The following is an 18,016-nucleotide window of genomic DNA, read 5'->3' on the forward strand; positions in this document are numbered from 1 at the left end:
CCTTCAAAAACTTATTAATTAGTTCTTCTTCTCTATATAAACACTCATAGTCGCATGCGATATAGTAAAGTTGTCTTTTTACCAACAATGGAAAAAGCCTTAGTAAACTTGTACTTTTATCCATAAGAATCTTAGCCCATATGTGAATAACTTTACATTTGATTTAAAAACTTTCTAATAAAAAATTTACTCTTTTATTTTTCTTAACCACAAGTTCAGTGATTAACCTCACAGCATTTATGTTTTATGAACGTTATATTAGAGGTGAATAGAAATTTAATGGAGGGATTTTTGATGGATCATAAATTTACTTTAGAATCAAAAACAGGAGATATTGTGACGCAATTCCCAAGAGCTAGTTCAATTTTTAAAGACTACAAAATAGACTTTTGCTGTGGAGGGAATAGACCACTTGGAGAGGCACTTGATGAAACTGAGCTTGATAAAGAAGCCGTTTTAAAAGAGATTAATGATTTATACACTTCCACCAATCAAGATAACCAAATTGATTGGGCGAATAAAAGTAGCCAGGAGCTTGTTAATCATATCGTACAAGTTCACCACGAATATTTAAGACAAGTATTACCGGAATTAAGTGCATATGTTACCAAGGTCCATCGTGTCCATGGCGAAAATCACCCAGAGCTTAAAACGGTTTTTACTATATTTCATCAATTGAAAAATGAGCTTGAGACACACCTTTTAGAAGAGGAAAAAACGCTTTTCCCTATGATTTTGGAGAGTAATGTAGAAGAAGTTGCAAATGCTATTAATCAATTTGAGCATGAACATGAACAATCAGGTATGCTCTTAAAAACACTTCGTGAAGCTACAGAGGATTATAAAATTCCAGAAGGGGCATGTAATACTTACCGACTAACTTATCTAAAATTAGATGAACTTGAATCTGATTTGTTCCAGCACATTCACTTAGAAAATAATATCCTTTTCCCACGGTTTTAAACGATCATTCTTAAACTTAGCATACGGTATTTTACCGTATGCTACCTTTTCAATATTAGAATTAATAGGAAATCCGGCAAGAAGAAATAATGCTCCATCTTTTAATCAGACATGCTGGCCATTAATTATGACGTTTTTGTTTTCGGATCTCATTATAAAGTTGCTTTCTCGTTAATGCTACTAAATTCTGTATCATCTCTTTAGTAGCTTGAGTGACATGAATACCGACCGTAACAGTTACTGTCCCGTGAAATTTCGAGCACCATATCGCAGCAATCTCTTCAGCTAATTCTTGTTCTTTATGATGAGGAAGTTGATAAGAATGAAGTAATTTTGTCTTTCCCTCTTGCCACTTAGCTGTACAAATAGCACCAATATGGGGGTGAGTCCCTCCATAGACAGCGAGCAACCAATCCTCACCAATTCTTTTTATGTCATAATATATCATGTGATAACTCCTTTTTAGTAAATTGTTAGCCTGCAAACAATGAATATTGTCAGGATTATTTAGAAACAAAACACATCATAGTTGAAAAGGTGTTAATATGACTTGAAACTGCTAAACACTTCCGGAAAGCGAGCCTGGCAAGACCCTGCTGAGACGGAGGAAAGCAAGTAGATAGATGTCATCTCAGCACTCCTCTTACGGATTCAGGCTAATTAAGAGCACATCCATATAAAAAATAAAGTTTTCATGTAGAAATTAGGTGATTAAATGACTAAGCATATTGAAATTTCGATCTTAAAAAGAATAGACATCTTTAAAAATTGCAACATAAGTGAATTAAGCAAGATAGCAAATATTTTATTCAAAAAAGAAGTATCAAAGGGAGATATAATCTTTCATCAAGAGGAACCTTGTTCCATCATTTATTTAATTGCAGAAGGTCAAATAAAAGCGTTCAAAACGACAGAAGGTGGGCGTGAACAAATTGTAAATATATTATCAACCAATGACATGTTTCCTCATGTCGGACTTTTTGGAGACAGTGAATATCCAGCTACCGCCCAAGCAATCGAAAATTGTACCCTCTATTACCTTCTCGTCGATGAGTTTAATGACTTATTAAAAGCATATCCAAGTATATCTATTAAACTTCTTCAAATTTCAGATGAAAAAATACGTGGTTTACAAACTCGATTAAGTCAGGTCATGGAAAAAGGTATAAAAGAGAAACTTATGAACACTTTGTTCATGCTAGCGAAAAACATCGGACGTCAAGTGGAGGATGGTTATGAAATCAATGTTGATTTAACACATCAAGATATTGCAGACATGTTGGGAACAACAAGAGAAACTGTTAGTCGTACGATGGCTCAACTAAAAAGAGAAGATAAAATGATGTATAATCAGCATTCAATCATTATAAAATTTGCCCCCTTTAATGATAACCTTTAATCGTACCCTCGAAAGAAATCGTTAGAATGAAAACGACTATCGTACGATGATAGTCGTTTTTCTCATTGTAACAAGTGTGCAGTCTTTTCTTTCGAAGAAAAATGATTTAGGTTACCATGGTTGGAATGGTGGTGATCCCGGTGGTGCATGAAAGATAAAATCAATGAGTGGAATCACATATCCTATTGCAATGACCAATAGCATGAGTACAATCCAAAGCCCCCAACGCTCTGTCCAATATGGTGTTTTCGTTGCATGATCTTCTTCTTTAGCAATTGGAAACTCTGTTTCTCCTTTTGGTGAAAGGCACATGAGATGGAAGACGACATACACTTGAATGAAAATCCCAATCATTAACAATGTTCCTCCAATAGCTAAGAAAAACAAATACGGATCCCAACTTAACGCTGTGGCATTGTCAAAATAAGTCGTATATGACGTTCTTCGAGGTGCACCTAACAAGCCGCCCCAATGCATCGCCCCTGCCATAAACACCATACCTATTGTCCAAATCATGGTTTGGATAATGCCTAAGCGGTTTATAGATGGAGTTAAAACTCGTTTTGATAGATATGGAACGAGCCAATAGCTAATGCCAAAGAAAGTAAGAACGACCGTTGTTCCTACCGTTAAATGAAAATGTCCGACTACCCATAACGTGTTGTGAACAACTTGATTGAGTTGGTTGGTTGACTGGGCAATTCCTCCCGCTCCACCAGGAATAAAAGCAATCATCGCAATCATGGGCGCCAAGAAGCGGACATCCCCCCATGGAAGTTTTTTATACCAGCTAAGTATTCCTTTTCCGCCTTTTTTACGTGAAGTTCGTTCAAATACGGCAAACATTGCGTAAGCAGTCATTAAAGAAGGAAAGGCAATCGATAAACTCATAAATACATGTAGGAATTTCACACCTTCGGACATTCCAGGATCAATGATTTGATGGTGGAATCCACCTGGAATGTTCATAATGACTAAAGCAATGATGACGACACGAGTTAACGTATCACTGAACCGTCTTCCTCCGATAATTTTAGGTACAATGACATACCAGGCAGAAACAGCTGTCAAATACCAAATATTAACGAGTGTATGGCCAAAAGCCCAAAAAAGAGTACGAGACAACATCACGTTTATCGTCTCAACCCAACCAAAAGACCAAGGAATAATCATAAAAACCTCTATTGCTACAGGGACACTACCGAAAAACAATAGAATAAAGACACCTGTAGCAAAGAAAGCAAGGATTGGAACATGTTCGCCACGGTTATTTTTTCTCCAACTCGCCACTTGAATAAATGCTCCAAATGCACACATCCATACACCTAAAACGATCAAAACTAAGCCAATATAAAAATAAGGTGATGCTGCCATTGGTGGGTAAAAGGTATACATGACTGACGCTTTATTCATCAAAATAGGAACTACAGCGAATACGAATCCGATTATTTTCAGTCCAAAGCCAATCCATGCCATCTTTCTAACTTTCGGCAAGAGACCACCTAAAGTATGTGAAAGTCCTGCATAAAAATAGCCAATTGCAAAGAAAGCAGTCAACACAACGACTAGTAATAATCCATGTGCTGTGAGTACCTGATAATAATTAAGCCATGATGGTAATTCTAGCATTCCTGCTCGGTTTAATCCTTGTAATAATCCTAATACTCCACCGAGCAATAAAGCGATAAATGCAACACTTATATATATTTTTGTTAGCCTTGCATCTTCTAAGTTTATACCGAACGTTTTATTAGCCTTATCTTTAAATGTTGGCATTTTCGTGTTGCCGATCACAGTTTCCATAGTTTCCCCCCTCTCCTCTTTACTTAACCGTGATGGTCGTCGCCATATGCTGGTGACCTGCACCGCAATATTCATTACATATAACGAGATACTCGCCTGGTTCATTAAAAGTCTGCGTTATTTTTTGAATATGTCCTGGCACAACCATCGCATTTATATTTGTATTTGCGACTTGGAAACCGTGAATCACATCTTTTGACGTCATTTTGAAATGTACTGTTGAATCGGCAGGTATTTCAATATCACTTGGATTAAAACTAAATATTTCTAATGTCATCACCACTTCATATTCATTCTCCCCTATTTGTTCAACACCCGGTTGATCGAATGGCGGTGTTTCATCCACTTTTTGTGGATCAATCGTTTCCATGTGACTTGGCGGTCCCATTCCTAAAACAAAGGTTTGATAACCGGTCACCAGCATAAACCCTATAATGATCCCAAAGCTTACCGTAAGCCAAATAGCTTCATCTCGATGGAATTTTTTCATCTCTTCCCGCTCCTATAATCTCGACATATATAACCACAACAGTAATAAATTTGTTACAAAAATAACAAAGCCTACTACACCAACGGAAAACCATGTTCCTTTTAACGGTGCTTCACTTTTGTCGTATAATTTTTCTTTTTGGTTCATTTTCGGCTCTCCCATCAAAATCAACCTCCTTTTTGTCATCTTACTCACATCTTAATTGATAATGGTTATCATTTCAGTGATTTCAATCACTGATAAACAAAACTTGGCTGCCTAAAAACTTTTATACTTTCGTGCAAGTTTTAATGGCGAAAGCCTTCGTTGTAGTTCTACGATCATCCATAGATTTGATAATTCTGATCGTACAAAAAAACCCTATTAAAGGGATTCCACCTCAACAATGGGAGTACTATTAATCATTCACCATACACGATCACCTATCGGAAAATTGTTACGCTTCAACGTTTTTATCCTCCATTTCTCTTTTTTCACAAATTCTTCACTCGCTGTTCAAGATTTGCTCACAAATTCACAAAATATAGGTGTTAACACCTATAAAATTCATGAATGAATATTATTACTATATAAATAGTGTTAACTATACGTAAGCAGATGCAGGATGTTACTTACAGAAGAAAGATTCTATTTTCCTTCAAAGGGGTATTCCATTGATAGGTTAACAAAACGTCCTTTATGATAGATCACTTTAAACAGAAGGGAGAGGTGCGTCATGTTTTTTGAATATGATCCGGTCATATACAGCCGCATATTAACTGCTTTGACATTAGGGTTCCACGTCATCTTTGCAACGCTCGGAGTTGGTATCCCACTCATGATTGCGATAGCCGAGTGGATGGGGATAAAACGAAATGACCCGCATTATACACTTATGGCTAGACGATGGGCACGCGGATTTGTCGTCTTAGTTGCTATTGGAGTTGTGACTGGTACTGCTATTGGCTTACAGTTAAGCCTTCTATGGCCAAACTTCATGCAGGCAGCAGGCCATACGATCGGTTTACCGATGTTTATGGAAGTTTTCGCATTTTTCTTTGAAGCGATATTCCTCGGAATATATTTATATACTTGGGATCGATTCAAGAGCAAAATGAAGCACTTCTTATTAATTATTCCAGTTGTGATTGGCGCTACGTCTAGTGCCTTCTTTATTACAACCGTCAATTCATTTATGAATGCACCACAAGGTTTTAACCTTGTCGATGGGGTATTGACCGATGTCAGCCCCCTTGCAGCAATGTTCAATCCAGCAACACCAACAAAGATGTCTCACGTTATTATTACATGCTATTTAACAGCTGCTTTCGTTTTAGGGGCAATCGCAGCGTTTCATATTTTAAAAGGAAACAAGCACGTATACCATAAAAAAGCACTTCACTTAACGATGGTCACTGGTGCTATCTTTGCGATCGCTACTGCTGTTATTGGCGATTTCTCCGGGAAATATTTACACGAATATCAACCTGAAAAACTGGCAGCTGCAGAATGGCATTTCGAAACAGAAACAGAGGCTCCATTAATATTAGGCGGCTTCCTCACCGATGACGGTGAAATAAAATATGCGTTAAAAATTCCTTACGCATTAAGTATTTTAGCAGGTGGATCAGCAGACACCGAAGTCATTGGATTGAATGAATTTCCTGAAGAGGAACTACCACCGCTTTTTGTTCACTACTTATTTGATTTAATGGTCTTTATCGGGATGTATTTAGCTGCTGTTTCTATGTTATATGTGTTTATTAACAGATTCACAAAATGGAATGCGTTTAGCCGTCCATTACTTTGGTCAGTCATTGCCGGTGGACCGCTAGCAATGCTCGCCATTCAGTCGGGCTGGTTCTTCGCTGAAATAGGGCGTCAACCTTGGATCATAAACCAAGTTATGACAACAGCCGAAGCAGCAACCACTTCGCAGCACGTTGACGTCATGCTCGTCATCTTTGCGATTTTATATATCATTCTCGGTGCCACATGTATTACAGTTCTACGAAGAATGTTTAATAAAAAGCCGATTGAACACGAATTAGAAGAGCGTGGAATCTCCCATACGACGGAGCCTATTGCAAAATAAAGGAGGGGACGTAAACGATGAGTTATGAAGTAGTTGGAATCACCGTACTATGGCTGTTCTTATATGGTTATTTGATCGTTGCATCCGTAGACTTTGGTGCTGGTTTCTTTAGCTACTATACGAAACGCACGAATAAAAACCATATTATTCACAATATCATCCAGCGTTACTTGTCCCCTGTATGGGAAGTGACAAACGTATTCCTCGTCTTTTTCTTTATTGGAATTGTCGGTTTCTTCCCTAGTACAGCTTATTATTACGGGACTGCCCTGCTTATTCCTGGTAGTATTGCGATTATTTTGCTCGCTGTTCGTGGGTCGTATTACGCATTTGCTACTTACGGTGCAAAGGAGAGTAAATTATATAATTTTCTTTATGGGGCGACTGGTTTGCTCATCCCTGCCTCACTCACAACTGTTTTAACAATTTCAGAGGGCGGATATATTACACAAGAAAATGGAAATGTTCAATTATTGTATGGAGAGTTGTTTGGCAGCCTTTATTCGTGGGGAGTCGTCGTCCTAGCAGTTGTCAGTGTTTTGTTTATTTCAGCAAGCTTTCTCACGTATTACGCATCAAGGGCAAATGACGAAGGTGCACTAAACTTATTAAGAAAATACGCTTTAACATGGTCTTTCCCGTCCATTGCGATGGGAATCATCGTCTTTTCATTACTAAATAAACGAAACCCTGAACATTATCAAAACATGATTGACATCTGGTGGGTTTTCGGGCTTTCATTCATCGCCTTTGCGATTGCAACTTATTTAATTTATAAACGAAGAAACTACGGTACAGCGTTCATTATGGTCATGATTCAGTACTTTACAGCGTTCTTTGGTTACGGAGCTGCTCATTTACCTTATTTGCTCTATCCTTACTTGACGATCTATGACGGGTTTACAAACGAATCGATGGCCTTAGCGTTAATTATCGCCTTTATTGCAGGTCTGCTACTTTTAGTCCCATCGTTGTTTTTACTCATGAAACTATTTTTGTTCGATGCAGACTATGTGAAAGGGAAAAAATAAGTGGATTACTTTTTTCAAGAAACCTTTAAGGAGGTATTGAAACTATGGATTTAACATCATTTTTCATTTTTATCGCTCCTGTTCTCGTTCTAGCTGCTGCATTAGTCATCGTTTTTCTTTGGGGGGCAAAAGCGAAGCCTCCAGCTTTCGTAACAGAGGATCAAAACAAAAGCAAAAAAGATGGAGCAAGTTAGCTTCTTTTTTGATCGACTGAGACTTCGTTAATGACATTGTTACATTGATGCTAAAACCCGAATCAATCAGATGCACTAGATTGATTCGGGTTTTTCATATACATTATTCGTCATGAGGAAATGACTTTATCATTCCCCACATGAACATTTCACCTTGAGTAGAAATTTGCTTCATACCTACCTTTTCAAGTACTTTAATCGACGAGACATTCGTTTTCAAACATTGAGCCGTTACTTTCTGAACCTTCCCTGAAGAAAATGCCCATTTAATAAGACTGGTGACAGCTTCAGTAGCATATCCTTTATTTTGAAAGGCAGGCAGCATACCGTACCCTATTTCTACAACTTTTCCTTCATCAGGCTTCCCCTTAAACCCGATATCGCCAATTACATTCCTTTGTTCTTTGTTTACGACAAACCATACACCCCAGCCTTTAATTGTAGGGTCTTGTTTTAATTTGTTTATATGAAGCTTAATATGGTGTTTTAATCCATATTGATTTGAGAAGTCCAAGTAATTTTCAACTGTACAAGGGACAATCGTTAAACGTTCAGTTTGAATTTCCAGCGCTTTCTCCTCCATCACTTTTACATGAACACATTCTTTTCTATTTGTTTCATTTCATAGAAATACCCTTTTCGCCGCATCAAATCATCATAGCTTCCCGTTTCAATAATTGTTCCTTGTTCCATCACAACAATTTGATCCATCTTCTCTAGGCCTGTCAGCTTGTGACTAATAAGCAGCATAGAATCATGTTCTGCGACTTTAAAAAGGTGCTCGAAAATTTGTTTTTCCGTTACAGCATCAACAGACGATGTCGGTTCATCTAACAACCAGAGATGTGCCCCCTTCAACATCGCTCGTGCAATAGCCAGACGTTGCTTTTCACCTCCAGATAAGTTTTCCCCTTTTTCTAAGATGTGATCGTCTAAAGAAAGATGCTCTAAATGAACCTTTTCAAGAACACTATTCATCTCTTCGTCAGATAAACCATCTTTCGCAATTTGTAAGTTCGTACGAATCGTTCCGTAGAAATAATGATTTTCTTGTAAAACAGCGTTCGTTGACCGCCATATTGATTTTTCATCAATCGATTGTATCATCTCGCCATCCAATTCAACCGCTCCTTTTTCTTCTTTGTAGAATTTCAGAAGCAATTGGATCAATGTCGATTTCCCTGACCCACTTGGTCCGACAATTGCTGTCTTTGTTCCAGAGGGAATTGTTAATGAAACATTTTTTAATGCTGGTCTCGTCTCTCCTGGAAACGTAAACGTGACTTGATTCAAATGAATGTTTGGTGGACGCTCATCATTTATTTGCCGCTCCGCCGGATTTTTCTCCTCATTCTGATCCTCTTCTACTACTGAAAACAGCCGGTTCGATGCACGTCTGCTATCTTCGAAATATCCTGGAAAAGCTGCCATCGGAGTCGAATTTTCAAATACAGTTAACGAGATCATTACAAGCATAGCAAGAAATACACCATCGAGTTGTCCATTCGTCACTAAGTATGCTCCAAGTCCTAAGATCAGCCATGACACGATGAGCGAAATCATGTGATTCACAGATTGGCTATATAGTTCTTGTTTCCCTTCTTTGCCTTGTTCATAAATATAAGAGTGGGATGCGTTCACTAACGACTTCTCTTGATTCTCAAGCTTCTGGTACAACTTGAGGTCACGAAAACCATATAAAAATTCTGTCGTTTCTGTTGAAAGATTACCGCGAAGCTTTCTAAGCTGACTCTCAATCGCTCGCTGTTTCATCGCGAACGCAACTGGAATGAGAAAGCCGGTAACAACCAATCCGAGAATTAGGACGACGGCTACATAGAATGAAAAATACGCTGTAAATGCAATCGTCGCCAAAAAGACGATCACCATGACAATTGGCGGGTAATAGACTCTTAAGAAAAAGTTTTGTAAGCTTTCAACATCGCCGACAATCCGTGACAGTAAGTCCCCGCTTCGGTACTTATGAAAGATTTGCGGAGCTAAAGGCTCTAGTTTATCAAAAAAGTAAACACGTAAATTCGTTAAAATCGTAAATGTAGCTCTATGAGAAAAATAGCGTTCTCCGTATCGACTTAAAGCCCTTGTCATACTAAAAAACTTTAGTAATGCGATCGTCACAGTTAATACATATAATGGCGGTGTAATCGCAGCTTTTGAGATTAAATATCCACTATTAGCAAAAAGACTTACGGCCGCTGTACCCGCAAGGAAACCTAATAAAATCGAATAGAATACGTCTTTTTTCTCGTGCATCATGAGCTTTATGACGATAGTCAAATCTTTCATCATGACGCCCCCCCTTCATGGACGGAAATCATGTTTCGGTATTTCGGAACGTTGTGGATCAATTCCTCATGTGTTCCAGAGGCAGCAATTGCACCATCCTCTAACAAAATAATTTGATCTGCTTTCTTAATCGTATGAAGACGATGAGCAACCGTTATAACTGTCGACGTTTTCGCGAGCTCTTTCATGGATCGCTGGAGAATTTTCTCCGTTTGCAGATCTAGTCCAACCGTCGGCTCATCAAATAGAATGATAGAAGGCTTCTTTAAAAAAGCACGTGCGAGTGCTACCCGTTGTTTCTCCCCACCTGAGAGTCCTCTTCCCGCTTCACCTACATGCGTCTCATACCCTTTATCAAGACTATGAACAAGCTCAGAAATTCCTGCCTTCTTTGCTGCCATATCAACTTCTTCATATGAATGATTTCCTCTGCCGCCGATTGTAATATTTTCCGCAATCGTTCCGGAAAAAAGGTAAGGAGCCTGAGAAATATAACTAAGCTGATCAAACCAATCCTTCTCTTTATAGTCATGGAGCGGACGACCGTTTACGAAAACCTCTCCTTCTGAAGGGGCAATAAGACCTGATAGAAGGTGAAGCAATGTCGTTTTGCCAGAGCCACTAGCTCCGATAATGGCTACTTCGCTTTTCGGTAAAATGTGGGCATCCATTTGATGTAATGCAAATTTCCCTTCCCCATAACTAAAGCTGGCTTTTTTCATGTCTATCATTGGCGGACCTTTTGTTGATAAATCAAGGGTATTTTCGCCCCATTCAACAGGCTGTTCTTCCTCCTCCAATTCTGCAATCACTTTATTAGCTGCTCCCATACTCCCGCGTCCAGTATGAAAAGCACTGCCTAATTCCTTTAACGATGCAAAAAATTCAGGCACTAATACTAATACAAAAAATGCGGTAAAAAAGGTCAGTTGTTCATATACAACGAGCCTAAGCCCTACTTCAAGAGCAACTAATGAAATACTGAGCATTGAAATGAATTCGAGCATAAGTGCTGATAAAAAAGCGACCTTCAATACGCCCATCGTTGCGTCCCGATAATCAAGACTACTTTGCTTGATTGCGTCTTGCTGATCTTTAGCTCTTCCGAAAAGTTTCAATGTCGTTAATCCTTGTAATATATCAAGAAATCGACCTGAAAATGCGGCAAGCTTCTCCATTTGTTCTTCTGACTTTTGCTTCGTCTTGCTTCCAATAATGACCATAAATATCGGTATAAATGGGGCACTAATAATTAAAATAATTCCAGACACCCAATTTTCCCAAAAGATCGCAATAAGAATCATGAGGGGAACAATACTTGTTTGAATCACTTGTGGGTAATATTTGCTAAAATAACTGTCAATTTCATCTACAGCATCCATCATGATACTAACCTTCTCACCAGATTGCCCTTGCAAAGAAGCTTGTACTGGATTCCGGCTATATTTATGAAGCAATGCGGAACGAAAGTCTTGTTTTACTTTTGCAGCCATATGGATCCCAGTTCGCCCATTCACATAAGTGAGCAAAGCTCTTGCAATTAAAACGAGCAGCAAGCCGCCTAAAAATGGAAAGATAGCTTGAAATGGCTCCTGCTTTAAAAAAATATCGTCGACAATTTTGACGATAAAATAGGCTTGGGCAATGATCGTTGCACCGATAAGGATTGAGATCACATATAATAAACGGATGTGCTTCTTTTGTGCACGGGCAAGGTCTTTTAACTGCTTCATTATCTCACGCTCTCCAATCTTTGTGAGCAATTTATGTTGATGCCTCGTCTATACATAACTCTGTTTTTCTAGATAGGCACTAAGAGGACTTATTATCTTTGAAATGTCGTACCGATTAAAAAGATTCATCATATAACTATTTTACATGATCTTCACATCAAATGAACGAAGTGTACTTGAAAGATATATGACACTTTATTGAACACAGTTGTACGGTGTGAAGTTTAGAGTACACCTAAACGTTTCCCCCAATCATACCACTCGCTATTCTTTTTGATGTTCAGTTTTTTCTTTATATTCCGTCGATGATTTTCAACCGTTTTCGAGGAAATATTTAATACTTCAGATGTTTCTTTCACAGTATAGCCACGCACCTTCATATGAAAAACCTCTTCTTCGCGTTTTGATAAATAATCATTCATATTCAAATCTGTAAAAGAAACATTTTTCTTTTGTTCAGACATCATAAAAGCTTTTTCACCGCTTATTACTTTTTGAAAAAAACTTAATAATTTATCTAGAGAGGAACGTTCATAAAAGAGACCGTGGATTTGCCTTTTTTCAAACAGTCTTTCCAACTCTGCTATCCGTTTTCGATACATAAAAACACACTTCGTTTCAGGAGGGAGTATATCGATTGTCGACAAGATACTTCTTAATCCGCCAGCGCCTTGCAGCTCTGCATCAACAATGAATAAATCGAACTCATACTTTTTTACAGCTGCAATGAATTCCTCTGTCGTTTCCGTTATAACCATATATTCAATTTGCTGTACATCTTTTAATAATTGAATGAGTCCATTCCGTAACAGCTCATGATCTAAGCCAATTAATACTTTCATTCACCCTACTCCTTACCTGCTTTTCTAGCATTCTTCTATTCCTCTATTGTCTAATAACCCTCTTTATATATAAAGAGATAACACTTAAACAGAAAATACTGTTTTCGTGTTATCCCTAAAAGAAGATGCAGCTTTTGTTTATTGTGACTGATTTTGTGTTTGCATCGCTTGTTGCAATTGTTGTGTCGCCTGCTGAAGCTCTTGTTGTGCTTGCTGTAATTGCTGCTGTTGAGCAGGCTGTGCATTAGCTTGAGCTTGTTGAAGCTGTTGTTGTGCTTGCTGAAGCTCTTGTTGTGCTTGCTGCATTGCTTGTGGGTCTGCTTGCTGTTGAGACTGTTGAATTTGTTGAACAGCTTGCTGTGCTTGCTGGGATGCCTGCTGTGCAGCTTGCTGCGCTTGTTGTGCTGCTTGTTGTGCTTGTTGCTGTTGATCTTGTGGCATATTGATGCCCTCCTTGTATTGAATATTTTACTACATCATATAGCGTTCCTATTTCGCTAAAAGACATTCGTATTTTTTTCAAAGATCGTACGTAACCTTTGTCAATCATTACAATAACTTTGAATTGTAAGTATAAAACAGTAAAACAGGGATAAAACTACGCTCGAAGTAAATTTTTCCATCGTTACGATTGTCAATGTAAACGTAAAATCAATTGGAGGGATAATATGGACAACCAGTCACAACAAAATAGCGGTACACCGAAGGATCCAAAAGACAGCCAGCTAGAAAACTTTCGTGTAGACCACAAAAATACGAAACTAACGACGGATCAAGGCGTTAAAGTGTCGAATACAGATGATTCTTTAAAAGCTGGCGAGCGTGGACCGACATTGATGGAAGACTTTCATTTCCGTGAAAAAATGACGCACTTTGATCATGAACGCATTCCAGAGCGAGTCGTCCATGCCCGAGGATTCGGTGCACACGGTTACTTTCAAGTATATGAACCGATGACAGAATTAACAAAAGCAAAGTTTCTTCAAGATCCATCAGTTAAAACGCCCGTCTTCGTTCGTTTTTCAACCGTCGTTGGATCAAGGGGCTCTGCAGATACGGTAAGGGATGTCCGTGGGTTTGCGACGAAGTTTTACACAGAGGATGGCAACTACGATTTAGTTGCGAACAACATTCCGATCTTTTTTATTCAAGATGCGATCAAATTCCCTGATGTCGTCCATGCGATCAAGCCTGAACCACATAATGAAATTCCCCAAGCCTCGGCAGCACATGATACGTTGTGGGATTTTGTTGTCAGTAATACAGAAACAGCCCACATGATGATGTGGCTTTTATCAGACCGGGCAATTCCTCGCAGCTTTCGAATGATGGAAGGCTTTGGCGTGAACACGTTCCGGCTTGTAAATGACCAAGGTCAAGCGAGGTTCGTGAAATTCCACTGGAAGCCAAAGTTAGGGGTTCATTCGTTAACGTGGGACGAGGCGCAAAAGCTTGCCGGTAAGGATCCAGATTTCCATCGGAAAGACTTATGGGAAGCAATCAATATGGGGGATTATCCAGAATATGAACTTGGCATTCAAATCGTTGAAGAAAAGGATGAATTTGCTTTCGATTTTGACATTCTCGACCCGACAAAGTTTTGGCCAGAGGAGGTCGTCCCCGTTAAACTTATCGGAAAGATGACGTTAAATCGAAACCAGGACAATTTCTTTGCTGAAACAGAGCAAGTAGCTTTTCATACTGGAAATGTCGTTCCGGGAATTGATTTTAGTAATGACCCTCTCCTACAAGGACGATTATTTTCTTATTTAGATACACAGCTTCTTCGTCTAGGTGGACCAAATTTTCATGAAATCCCGATTAATCGTCCAGTCGCGCCCGTTAATAATAACCAACGCGATGGCTTCCACCGGATGAGTATTGATAAAGGTGCTGTCAGCTACTCAAAAAACTCATTAAGGTCGAACGACCCAAAACCTGATGAAATGAATGGATATCAGCATTATATGGAAAAAGTTGAAGCTCAAAAAGTAAGAATGAGAAGCCAAAGCTTCCAGGACCATTTTAGCCAAGCAACTCTTTTTTGGAATAGCATGACACCAGCCGAAAAACAGCACATTATTAAAGCGTTCCATTTCGAAGTTGGAAATGTAAAAGACAAACAAATTAAACAACGTGTCGTTGAAATGTTTAATAATGTAGATGGAGAATTAGCAAAAGAAATTGCAAAAGGACTTGGGATGAACCCACCAGCAAATCCTGGTGGCACCGGCGTTACTAAATCTTCTCCTGCAGTTAGCCAAGAAAATACGATTAAAATGGCACAAACGAGAAAGGTAGCAGTTCTAGCTGAAAACGGATTTACGAATAAAGAAGCCGTTGAAGTCATCAATGCATTAGAAGGGGCAAACATCCATGTAGACATTGTCAGTAAAAACTTAGGCATGTTGACAGGCGATGATGGAGAGCAATTAGAGGCAAATAAAAACTATGCAACAAGTTCAGAAGTCATGTATGATGCTGTCTATGTAGTTGGAGGACAACAATCGGTCACAACATTATTAACACATAAAGATGCAAAAAACTTTATTAGTGATGCCTTTTTGCATGCAAAACCAATCGGAGCCACAAATGAAGGAATTGATTTATTATCTGAAGCCGATGTGCAAGGGGTCGCGATTGCAGATATGGAAAGCGGATCTGCTGTCTTCACAGACATGGGGGTCGTTACAGTACGCAATGCTAGTGACTTTAGTGCGTTTGCACAAGAATTCATTCAAGCGATTAGCCAGCATCGTCACTGGATGAGAGAAAATATCGACGGTAAAATGTCTGGCTAAACAAAGGTAACCGTCTTGTCTCTTCCTACACTAGAAAAGCTTTGTAGAGTATCCGTCAAGATACAAGACATCTTCTCTTGGCGGATCTATTTCACTTTTTTCTACCGTCAAGGTCGACGATATCTTCTCTTGGCGGTTCTATTTCACTTTTTTCTACCGTCAAGGTCGACGATATCTTCTCTTGGCGGTTCTATTTCACTTTTTTCTACCGCCAAGGTCCGCGATATCTTCTCTTGGTGGTAAATTTACAGCTTTTTCTACCTCAAAGGTACCCCCTATTGCGCATTAGCGTATCCGTCGTGACAACACGCTAGATAAGGAGCTTCGGCTAAAACTCCCGCGTCCTGCGAGAACGCCGAAGTCACCACGTCCGTGTGGAAGCTCGTGATGTAACGCTCTTCGCTGAAGCTAGACAGCAATCGTCAGATTGAAATTTTATACTTTTTAACCTTCAACGAAAAAAAGGCTGTCGCTTATGGCAGCCTTTTTTGTTTTGACACACTATTGAAGGTTGTTTTTTTGTGCCTGGTCCACTTGTTGGTGAGCTTGTTCTACACCTTGTTGGGCATGATGGACTTCCTGTTGAGCCTGCTGAACATCATACATTTCCTTTTTTACTTGATCCTGTGCTTGATGAAGCTGATGTAAAGCTTGCTGTAACTGCTCATTTTCCGAAATTAATTTTTTCTGTGCTTGATTCACTGCCATTTCAGCTTGCTTAGCTTCTTGTCTAGCTTGTTGTATTTCTTCTGGAACCCCGCTCGTTATTGCTTGCTGAATAGCATCCTGAGCTCTTTGGATAGCTTGCTGTGCGTTTTGTATTTCTGTCATCTCTTATATGCCTCCGTCAATTATTCTTTTGGGTAGTTCATTCCCTACCCTTTATCTTGCTCAGCACCATGTTTTCTATGCTTTCATTAACGATTAGATGAAATATTCAAGTAACTGGATGTTCAGTGAGAGCTGCGACTCACCCTTACTCGTAAACGGCTTCTGATGTTCGCGGGCGAACCGAATGATACCATTGATAGCAAAAAATAAAGATGATGATTGCGTCGATGATATCGCCGCCGTAGTACATGATTATCGCTCCACGTTCAGCCTGAACAGTACTAACTCCATCTGGTGGATAAGCGTAAATGTATTTAGCTAATATTCCATGCCCAGCTAACGCAAAAACGAATATAGCTGATCGATAGAAGAAACTTGTCCGATGTGAGGAAGGATCAATATAAATCATAGCTATTGTGAACAAATAGCCTGCTAAGAAAACGTGGATATGTATGAATATATGGATGACAAAATGTTGATGCATCATTATGTATAAGTTTGTCGTATAAAGAACCCATAACCCTCCTATGTTCAGTAAAGAAGCTGTCACTGGATCACTGAAAAGACGTATGAACCGACTTTTTATCAGCATTGAAATACGTCTAGCAGCAGATACATTTAAGGTCCGAAAAATGAGAGTCATAGGAGCAGAAAGGGCGATAAATAATGGCGAGAGCATACCTAATAGCAAATGGACAATCATATGCACTGTGAAATCTACGTGTGCACGCTCGGCTAAAGGACCTAAAAAAGCTGCCGCTGCAGAGACAACTCCAAAGAACCAGAAAATACACCGGTAATAAGGCCACCTCCTAAAACGACGGTTCGAAAGAAACACAGCAACATAATAGAGGATTAATGCTTTTACAAATGGGAGAGCAAATATGACCTGATGTAACACTTCTATAAAGCCTTGTATAGAGAACATCTCGACTAAATGATGAGCATGTTTATTCATGCCAAGTAGAGTCTCCCGATTTTCTATGATGGTTCGTAATGAATAAGAGAATCATCCCCGCTATTACTAGTACAAGAGCTATGATATTCCAAACAATATCATATACTATAACGTGATCGACATAGCGAATTTGGTGAATTCTCATCAACTTATGCTGGACAATACCATCATATAGCTGGAAAACTCCCGCTCCTAACAACACTCCTGCCCACCATCTTTTTAACGAAAGTCCATTCTTTCTACGAAGGTTAGCAAACATAAACAGTCCACCAATTGTCGCAAACCAACTAAAAGCATGGAACAAGCCATCTGAAATCAGTCCTATATCTGTTGTTGACCGATCATAAAAATGATGCCATCGTAATAATTGATGAAAAACAACTTCATCAAAGAAAGCAACTAGTCCAAGACCGAATAATATTCCAGACATTATGTTTTGATTTCTCATACTTTCCCGCTTGTTATTAACGCTTTTACGTTCATGCATCTTCATCTTCTTATTTATTCCCTTTCTCATATTGGCCACTTAAAACTTGCGGAATAAGCTATTTATATAGATAGCATCTACCTATTTATGGAAAATATGTGCA

General features: G+C 38.9%; 18 protein-coding genes. 6 read left to right on the forward strand and 12 right to left on the reverse strand.

Annotated elements, in window-relative coordinates; genetic code table 11:
* Positions 1 to 294 precede the first annotated feature (294 nt).
* Positions 295 to 963, forward strand: coding sequence for an iron-sulfur cluster repair di-iron protein (gene ric, locus CD001_RS24130; RefSeq protein ID WP_096190120.1), 669 nt, complete (start codon positions 295 to 297; stop codon positions 961 to 963).
* A gap of 121 nt (positions 964 to 1,084) precedes the next feature.
* Here ric and lpdD read toward each other — a convergent pair whose 3' ends face one another.
* Positions 1,085 to 1,411, reverse strand: coding sequence for a prenylated flavin chaperone LpdD (gene lpdD / locus CD001_RS24135; protein ID WP_096190121.1), 327 nt, complete (start codon positions 1,409 to 1,411; stop codon positions 1,085 to 1,087).
* 267 nt (positions 1,412 to 1,678) lie between these two features.
* Here lpdD and CD001_RS24140 point away from each other — a divergent pair, with 267 nt between their 5' ends.
* Positions 1,679 to 2,362 carry a Crp/Fnr family transcriptional regulator gene (locus tag CD001_RS24140; protein WP_096190122.1) on the forward strand — a complete coding sequence of 228 codons (684 nt, stop codon included), beginning with the start codon at positions 1,679 to 1,681 and terminating at the stop codon, positions 2,360 to 2,362.
* 111 nt (positions 2,363 to 2,473) lie between these two features.
* On the opposite strand, the gene CD001_RS24145 is transcribed toward CD001_RS24140, so the two are convergent.
* Genes CD001_RS24145 through CD001_RS26640 form a run of 3 tightly spaced genes read right to left on the reverse strand, consistent with a single transcriptional unit; the run spans position 2,474 to position 4,817 of the window.
* Entirely contained in the window at positions 2,474 to 4,165 is a 1,692-nt protein-coding gene (locus CD001_RS24145; RefSeq protein ID WP_096190123.1) for a cbb3-type cytochrome c oxidase subunit I, read from the reverse strand.
* 19 nt (positions 4,166 to 4,184) lie between these two features.
* Positions 4,185 to 4,655: a cytochrome c oxidase subunit II gene (locus tag CD001_RS24150; RefSeq protein ID WP_096190124.1), complete on the reverse strand. Its 471-nt coding sequence runs from the start codon at positions 4,653 to 4,655 to the stop codon at positions 4,185 to 4,187.
* 12 nt (positions 4,656 to 4,667) lie between these two features.
* Positions 4,668 to 4,817, reverse strand: coding sequence for a hypothetical protein (locus tag CD001_RS26640; RefSeq protein ID WP_179298887.1), 150 nt, complete (start codon positions 4,815 to 4,817; stop codon positions 4,668 to 4,670).
* Positions 4,818 to 5,370: 553 nt separating this feature from the next.
* Between CD001_RS26640 and CD001_RS24155 the strand changes: the two genes are divergently transcribed.
* From CD001_RS24155 to cydS, 3 genes are read left to right on the forward strand one after another with little or no spacing between them, the layout of a single operon-like run.
* The gene (locus CD001_RS24155; RefSeq protein WP_096190125.1) at positions 5,371 to 6,729 is read left to right on the forward strand and encodes a cytochrome ubiquinol oxidase subunit I; all 1,359 of its coding nucleotides are present in this window, start codon (positions 5,371 to 5,373) and stop codon (positions 6,727 to 6,729) included.
* Between the two features lie 17 nt (positions 6,730 to 6,746).
* A complete protein-coding gene (locus CD001_RS24160) occupies positions 6,747 to 7,760 on the forward strand; it encodes a cytochrome d ubiquinol oxidase subunit II (RefSeq protein ID WP_096190126.1) in 1,014 nt (337 codons plus the stop codon).
* Between the two features lie 44 nt (positions 7,761 to 7,804).
* Positions 7,805 to 7,954: a cytochrome bd oxidase small subunit CydS gene (gene cydS / locus CD001_RS26645; protein WP_179298888.1), complete on the forward strand. Its 150-nt coding sequence runs from the start codon at positions 7,805 to 7,807 to the stop codon at positions 7,952 to 7,954.
* A gap of 103 nt (positions 7,955 to 8,057) precedes the next feature.
* Here the strand turns inward: cydS and CD001_RS24165 are convergent, their stop codons facing one another.
* The 5 genes from CD001_RS24165 to CD001_RS24185 all read right to left on the reverse strand — a co-directional run bounded on the left by CD001_RS24165 (position 8,058) and on the right by CD001_RS24185 (position 13,277).
* Positions 8,058 to 8,522, reverse strand: coding sequence for a GNAT family N-acetyltransferase (locus CD001_RS24165; protein WP_096190749.1), 465 nt, complete (start codon positions 8,520 to 8,522; stop codon positions 8,058 to 8,060).
* A 20-nt stretch (positions 8,523 to 8,542) separates the two neighbouring features.
* Entirely contained in the window at positions 8,543 to 10,261 is a 1,719-nt protein-coding gene (gene cydC, locus CD001_RS24170) for a thiol reductant ABC exporter subunit CydC (RefSeq protein ID WP_096190750.1), read from the reverse strand.
* Complete coding sequence (gene cydD / locus CD001_RS24175) at positions 10,261 to 11,994, reverse strand: thiol reductant ABC exporter subunit CydD (protein WP_096190127.1); 1,734 nt, start codon at positions 11,992 to 11,994, stop codon at positions 10,261 to 10,263. Before cydD ends, cydC begins: the two co-directional genes overlap by 1 nt.
* A 224-nt stretch (positions 11,995 to 12,218) precedes the next feature.
* The gene (locus CD001_RS24180) at positions 12,219 to 12,836 is read right to left on the reverse strand and encodes a response regulator transcription factor (protein WP_096190128.1); all 618 of its coding nucleotides are present in this window, start codon (positions 12,834 to 12,836) and stop codon (positions 12,219 to 12,221) included.
* Positions 12,837 to 12,974: 138 nt separating this feature from the next.
* Entirely contained in the window at positions 12,975 to 13,277 is a 303-nt protein-coding gene (locus CD001_RS24185) for a hypothetical protein (protein WP_096190129.1), read from the reverse strand.
* Positions 13,278 to 13,504: 227 nt separating this feature from the next.
* Here CD001_RS24185 and CD001_RS24190 point away from each other — a divergent pair, with 227 nt between their 5' ends.
* Positions 13,505 to 15,637 carry a catalase gene (locus CD001_RS24190; protein WP_096190130.1) on the forward strand — a complete coding sequence of 711 codons (2,133 nt, stop codon included), beginning with the start codon at positions 13,505 to 13,507 and terminating at the stop codon, positions 15,635 to 15,637.
* A 501-nt stretch (positions 15,638 to 16,138) separates the two neighbouring features.
* Here CD001_RS24190 and CD001_RS24195 read toward each other — a convergent pair.
* The 3 genes from CD001_RS24195 to CD001_RS24205 form a co-directional block, all read right to left on the reverse strand.
* Positions 16,139 to 16,468, reverse strand: a complete 330-nt coding sequence (locus CD001_RS24195; protein ID WP_096190131.1) for an HlyD family secretion protein — start codon at positions 16,466 to 16,468, stop codon at positions 16,139 to 16,141.
* Positions 16,469 to 16,613: 145 nt separating this feature from the next.
* Positions 16,614 to 17,426, reverse strand: coding sequence for a cytochrome c oxidase assembly protein (locus CD001_RS24200; protein WP_257009926.1), 813 nt, complete (start codon positions 17,424 to 17,426; stop codon positions 16,614 to 16,616).
* Entirely contained in the window at positions 17,419 to 17,919 is a 501-nt protein-coding gene (locus CD001_RS24205) for a DUF2243 domain-containing protein (protein ID WP_179298936.1), read from the reverse strand. The genes CD001_RS24200 and CD001_RS24205 overlap by 8 nt, the downstream gene beginning before the upstream one ends.
* Between the last annotated feature and the right edge of the window lie 97 nt (positions 17,920 to 18,016).

It is taken from the genome of Evansella halocellulosilytica (assembly GCF_002335745.1).
Taxonomy (GTDB): domain Bacteria; phylum Bacillota; class Bacilli; order Bacillales; family Salisediminibacteriaceae; genus Bacillus_CA; species Bacillus_CA halocellulosilytica.

Coding starts and splice junctions, on each gene's coding strand:
- CD001_RS24140 (WP_096190122.1), top strand. CDS start 1,679: ATGACTAAGCATATTGAAATTTCGATCTTAAAAAGAATAGACATCTTT.
- lpdD (WP_096190121.1), bottom strand. CDS start 1,411: ATGATATATTATGACATAAAAAGAATTGGTGAGGATTGGTTGCTCGCT.
- ric (WP_096190120.1), top strand. CDS start 295: ATGGATCATAAATTTACTTTAGAATCAAAAACAGGAGATATTGTGACG.
- CD001_RS24185 (WP_096190129.1), bottom strand. CDS start 13,277: ATGCCACAAGATCAACAGCAACAAGCACAACAAGCAGCACAACAAGCG.
- CD001_RS24190 (WP_096190130.1), top strand. CDS start 13,505: ATGGACAACCAGTCACAACAAAATAGCGGTACACCGAAGGATCCAAAA.
- CD001_RS24195 (WP_096190131.1), bottom strand. CDS start 16,468: ATGACAGAAATACAAAACGCACAGCAAGCTATCCAAAGAGCTCAGGAT.
- CD001_RS24150 (WP_096190124.1), bottom strand. CDS start 4,655: ATGAAAAAATTCCATCGAGATGAAGCTATTTGGCTTACGGTAAGCTTT.
- CD001_RS24160 (WP_096190126.1), top strand. CDS start 6,747: ATGAGTTATGAAGTAGTTGGAATCACCGTACTATGGCTGTTCTTATAT.
- CD001_RS24145 (WP_096190123.1), bottom strand. CDS start 4,165: ATGGAAACTGTGATCGGCAACACGAAAATGCCAACATTTAAAGATAAG.
- cydC (WP_096190750.1), bottom strand. CDS start 10,261: ATGAAAGATTTGACTATCGTCATAAAGCTCATGATGCACGAGAAAAAA.
- CD001_RS24155 (WP_096190125.1), top strand. CDS start 5,371: ATGTTTTTTGAATATGATCCGGTCATATACAGCCGCATATTAACTGCT.
- CD001_RS24200 (WP_257009926.1), bottom strand. CDS start 17,426: ATGAATAAACATGCTCATCATTTAGTCGAGATGTTCTCTATACAAGGC.
- cydD (WP_096190127.1), bottom strand. CDS start 11,994: ATGAAGCAGTTAAAAGACCTTGCCCGTGCACAAAAGAAGCACATCCGT.
- CD001_RS24205 (WP_179298936.1), bottom strand. CDS start 17,919: ATGAAGATGCATGAACGTAAAAGCGTTAATAACAAGCGGGAAAGTATG.
- cydS (WP_179298888.1), top strand. CDS start 7,805: ATGGATTTAACATCATTTTTCATTTTTATCGCTCCTGTTCTCGTTCTA.
- CD001_RS26640 (WP_179298887.1), bottom strand. CDS start 4,817: ATGGGAGAGCCGAAAATGAACCAAAAAGAAAAATTATACGACAAAAGT.
- CD001_RS24180 (WP_096190128.1), bottom strand. CDS start 12,836: ATGAAAGTATTAATTGGCTTAGATCATGAGCTGTTACGGAATGGACTC.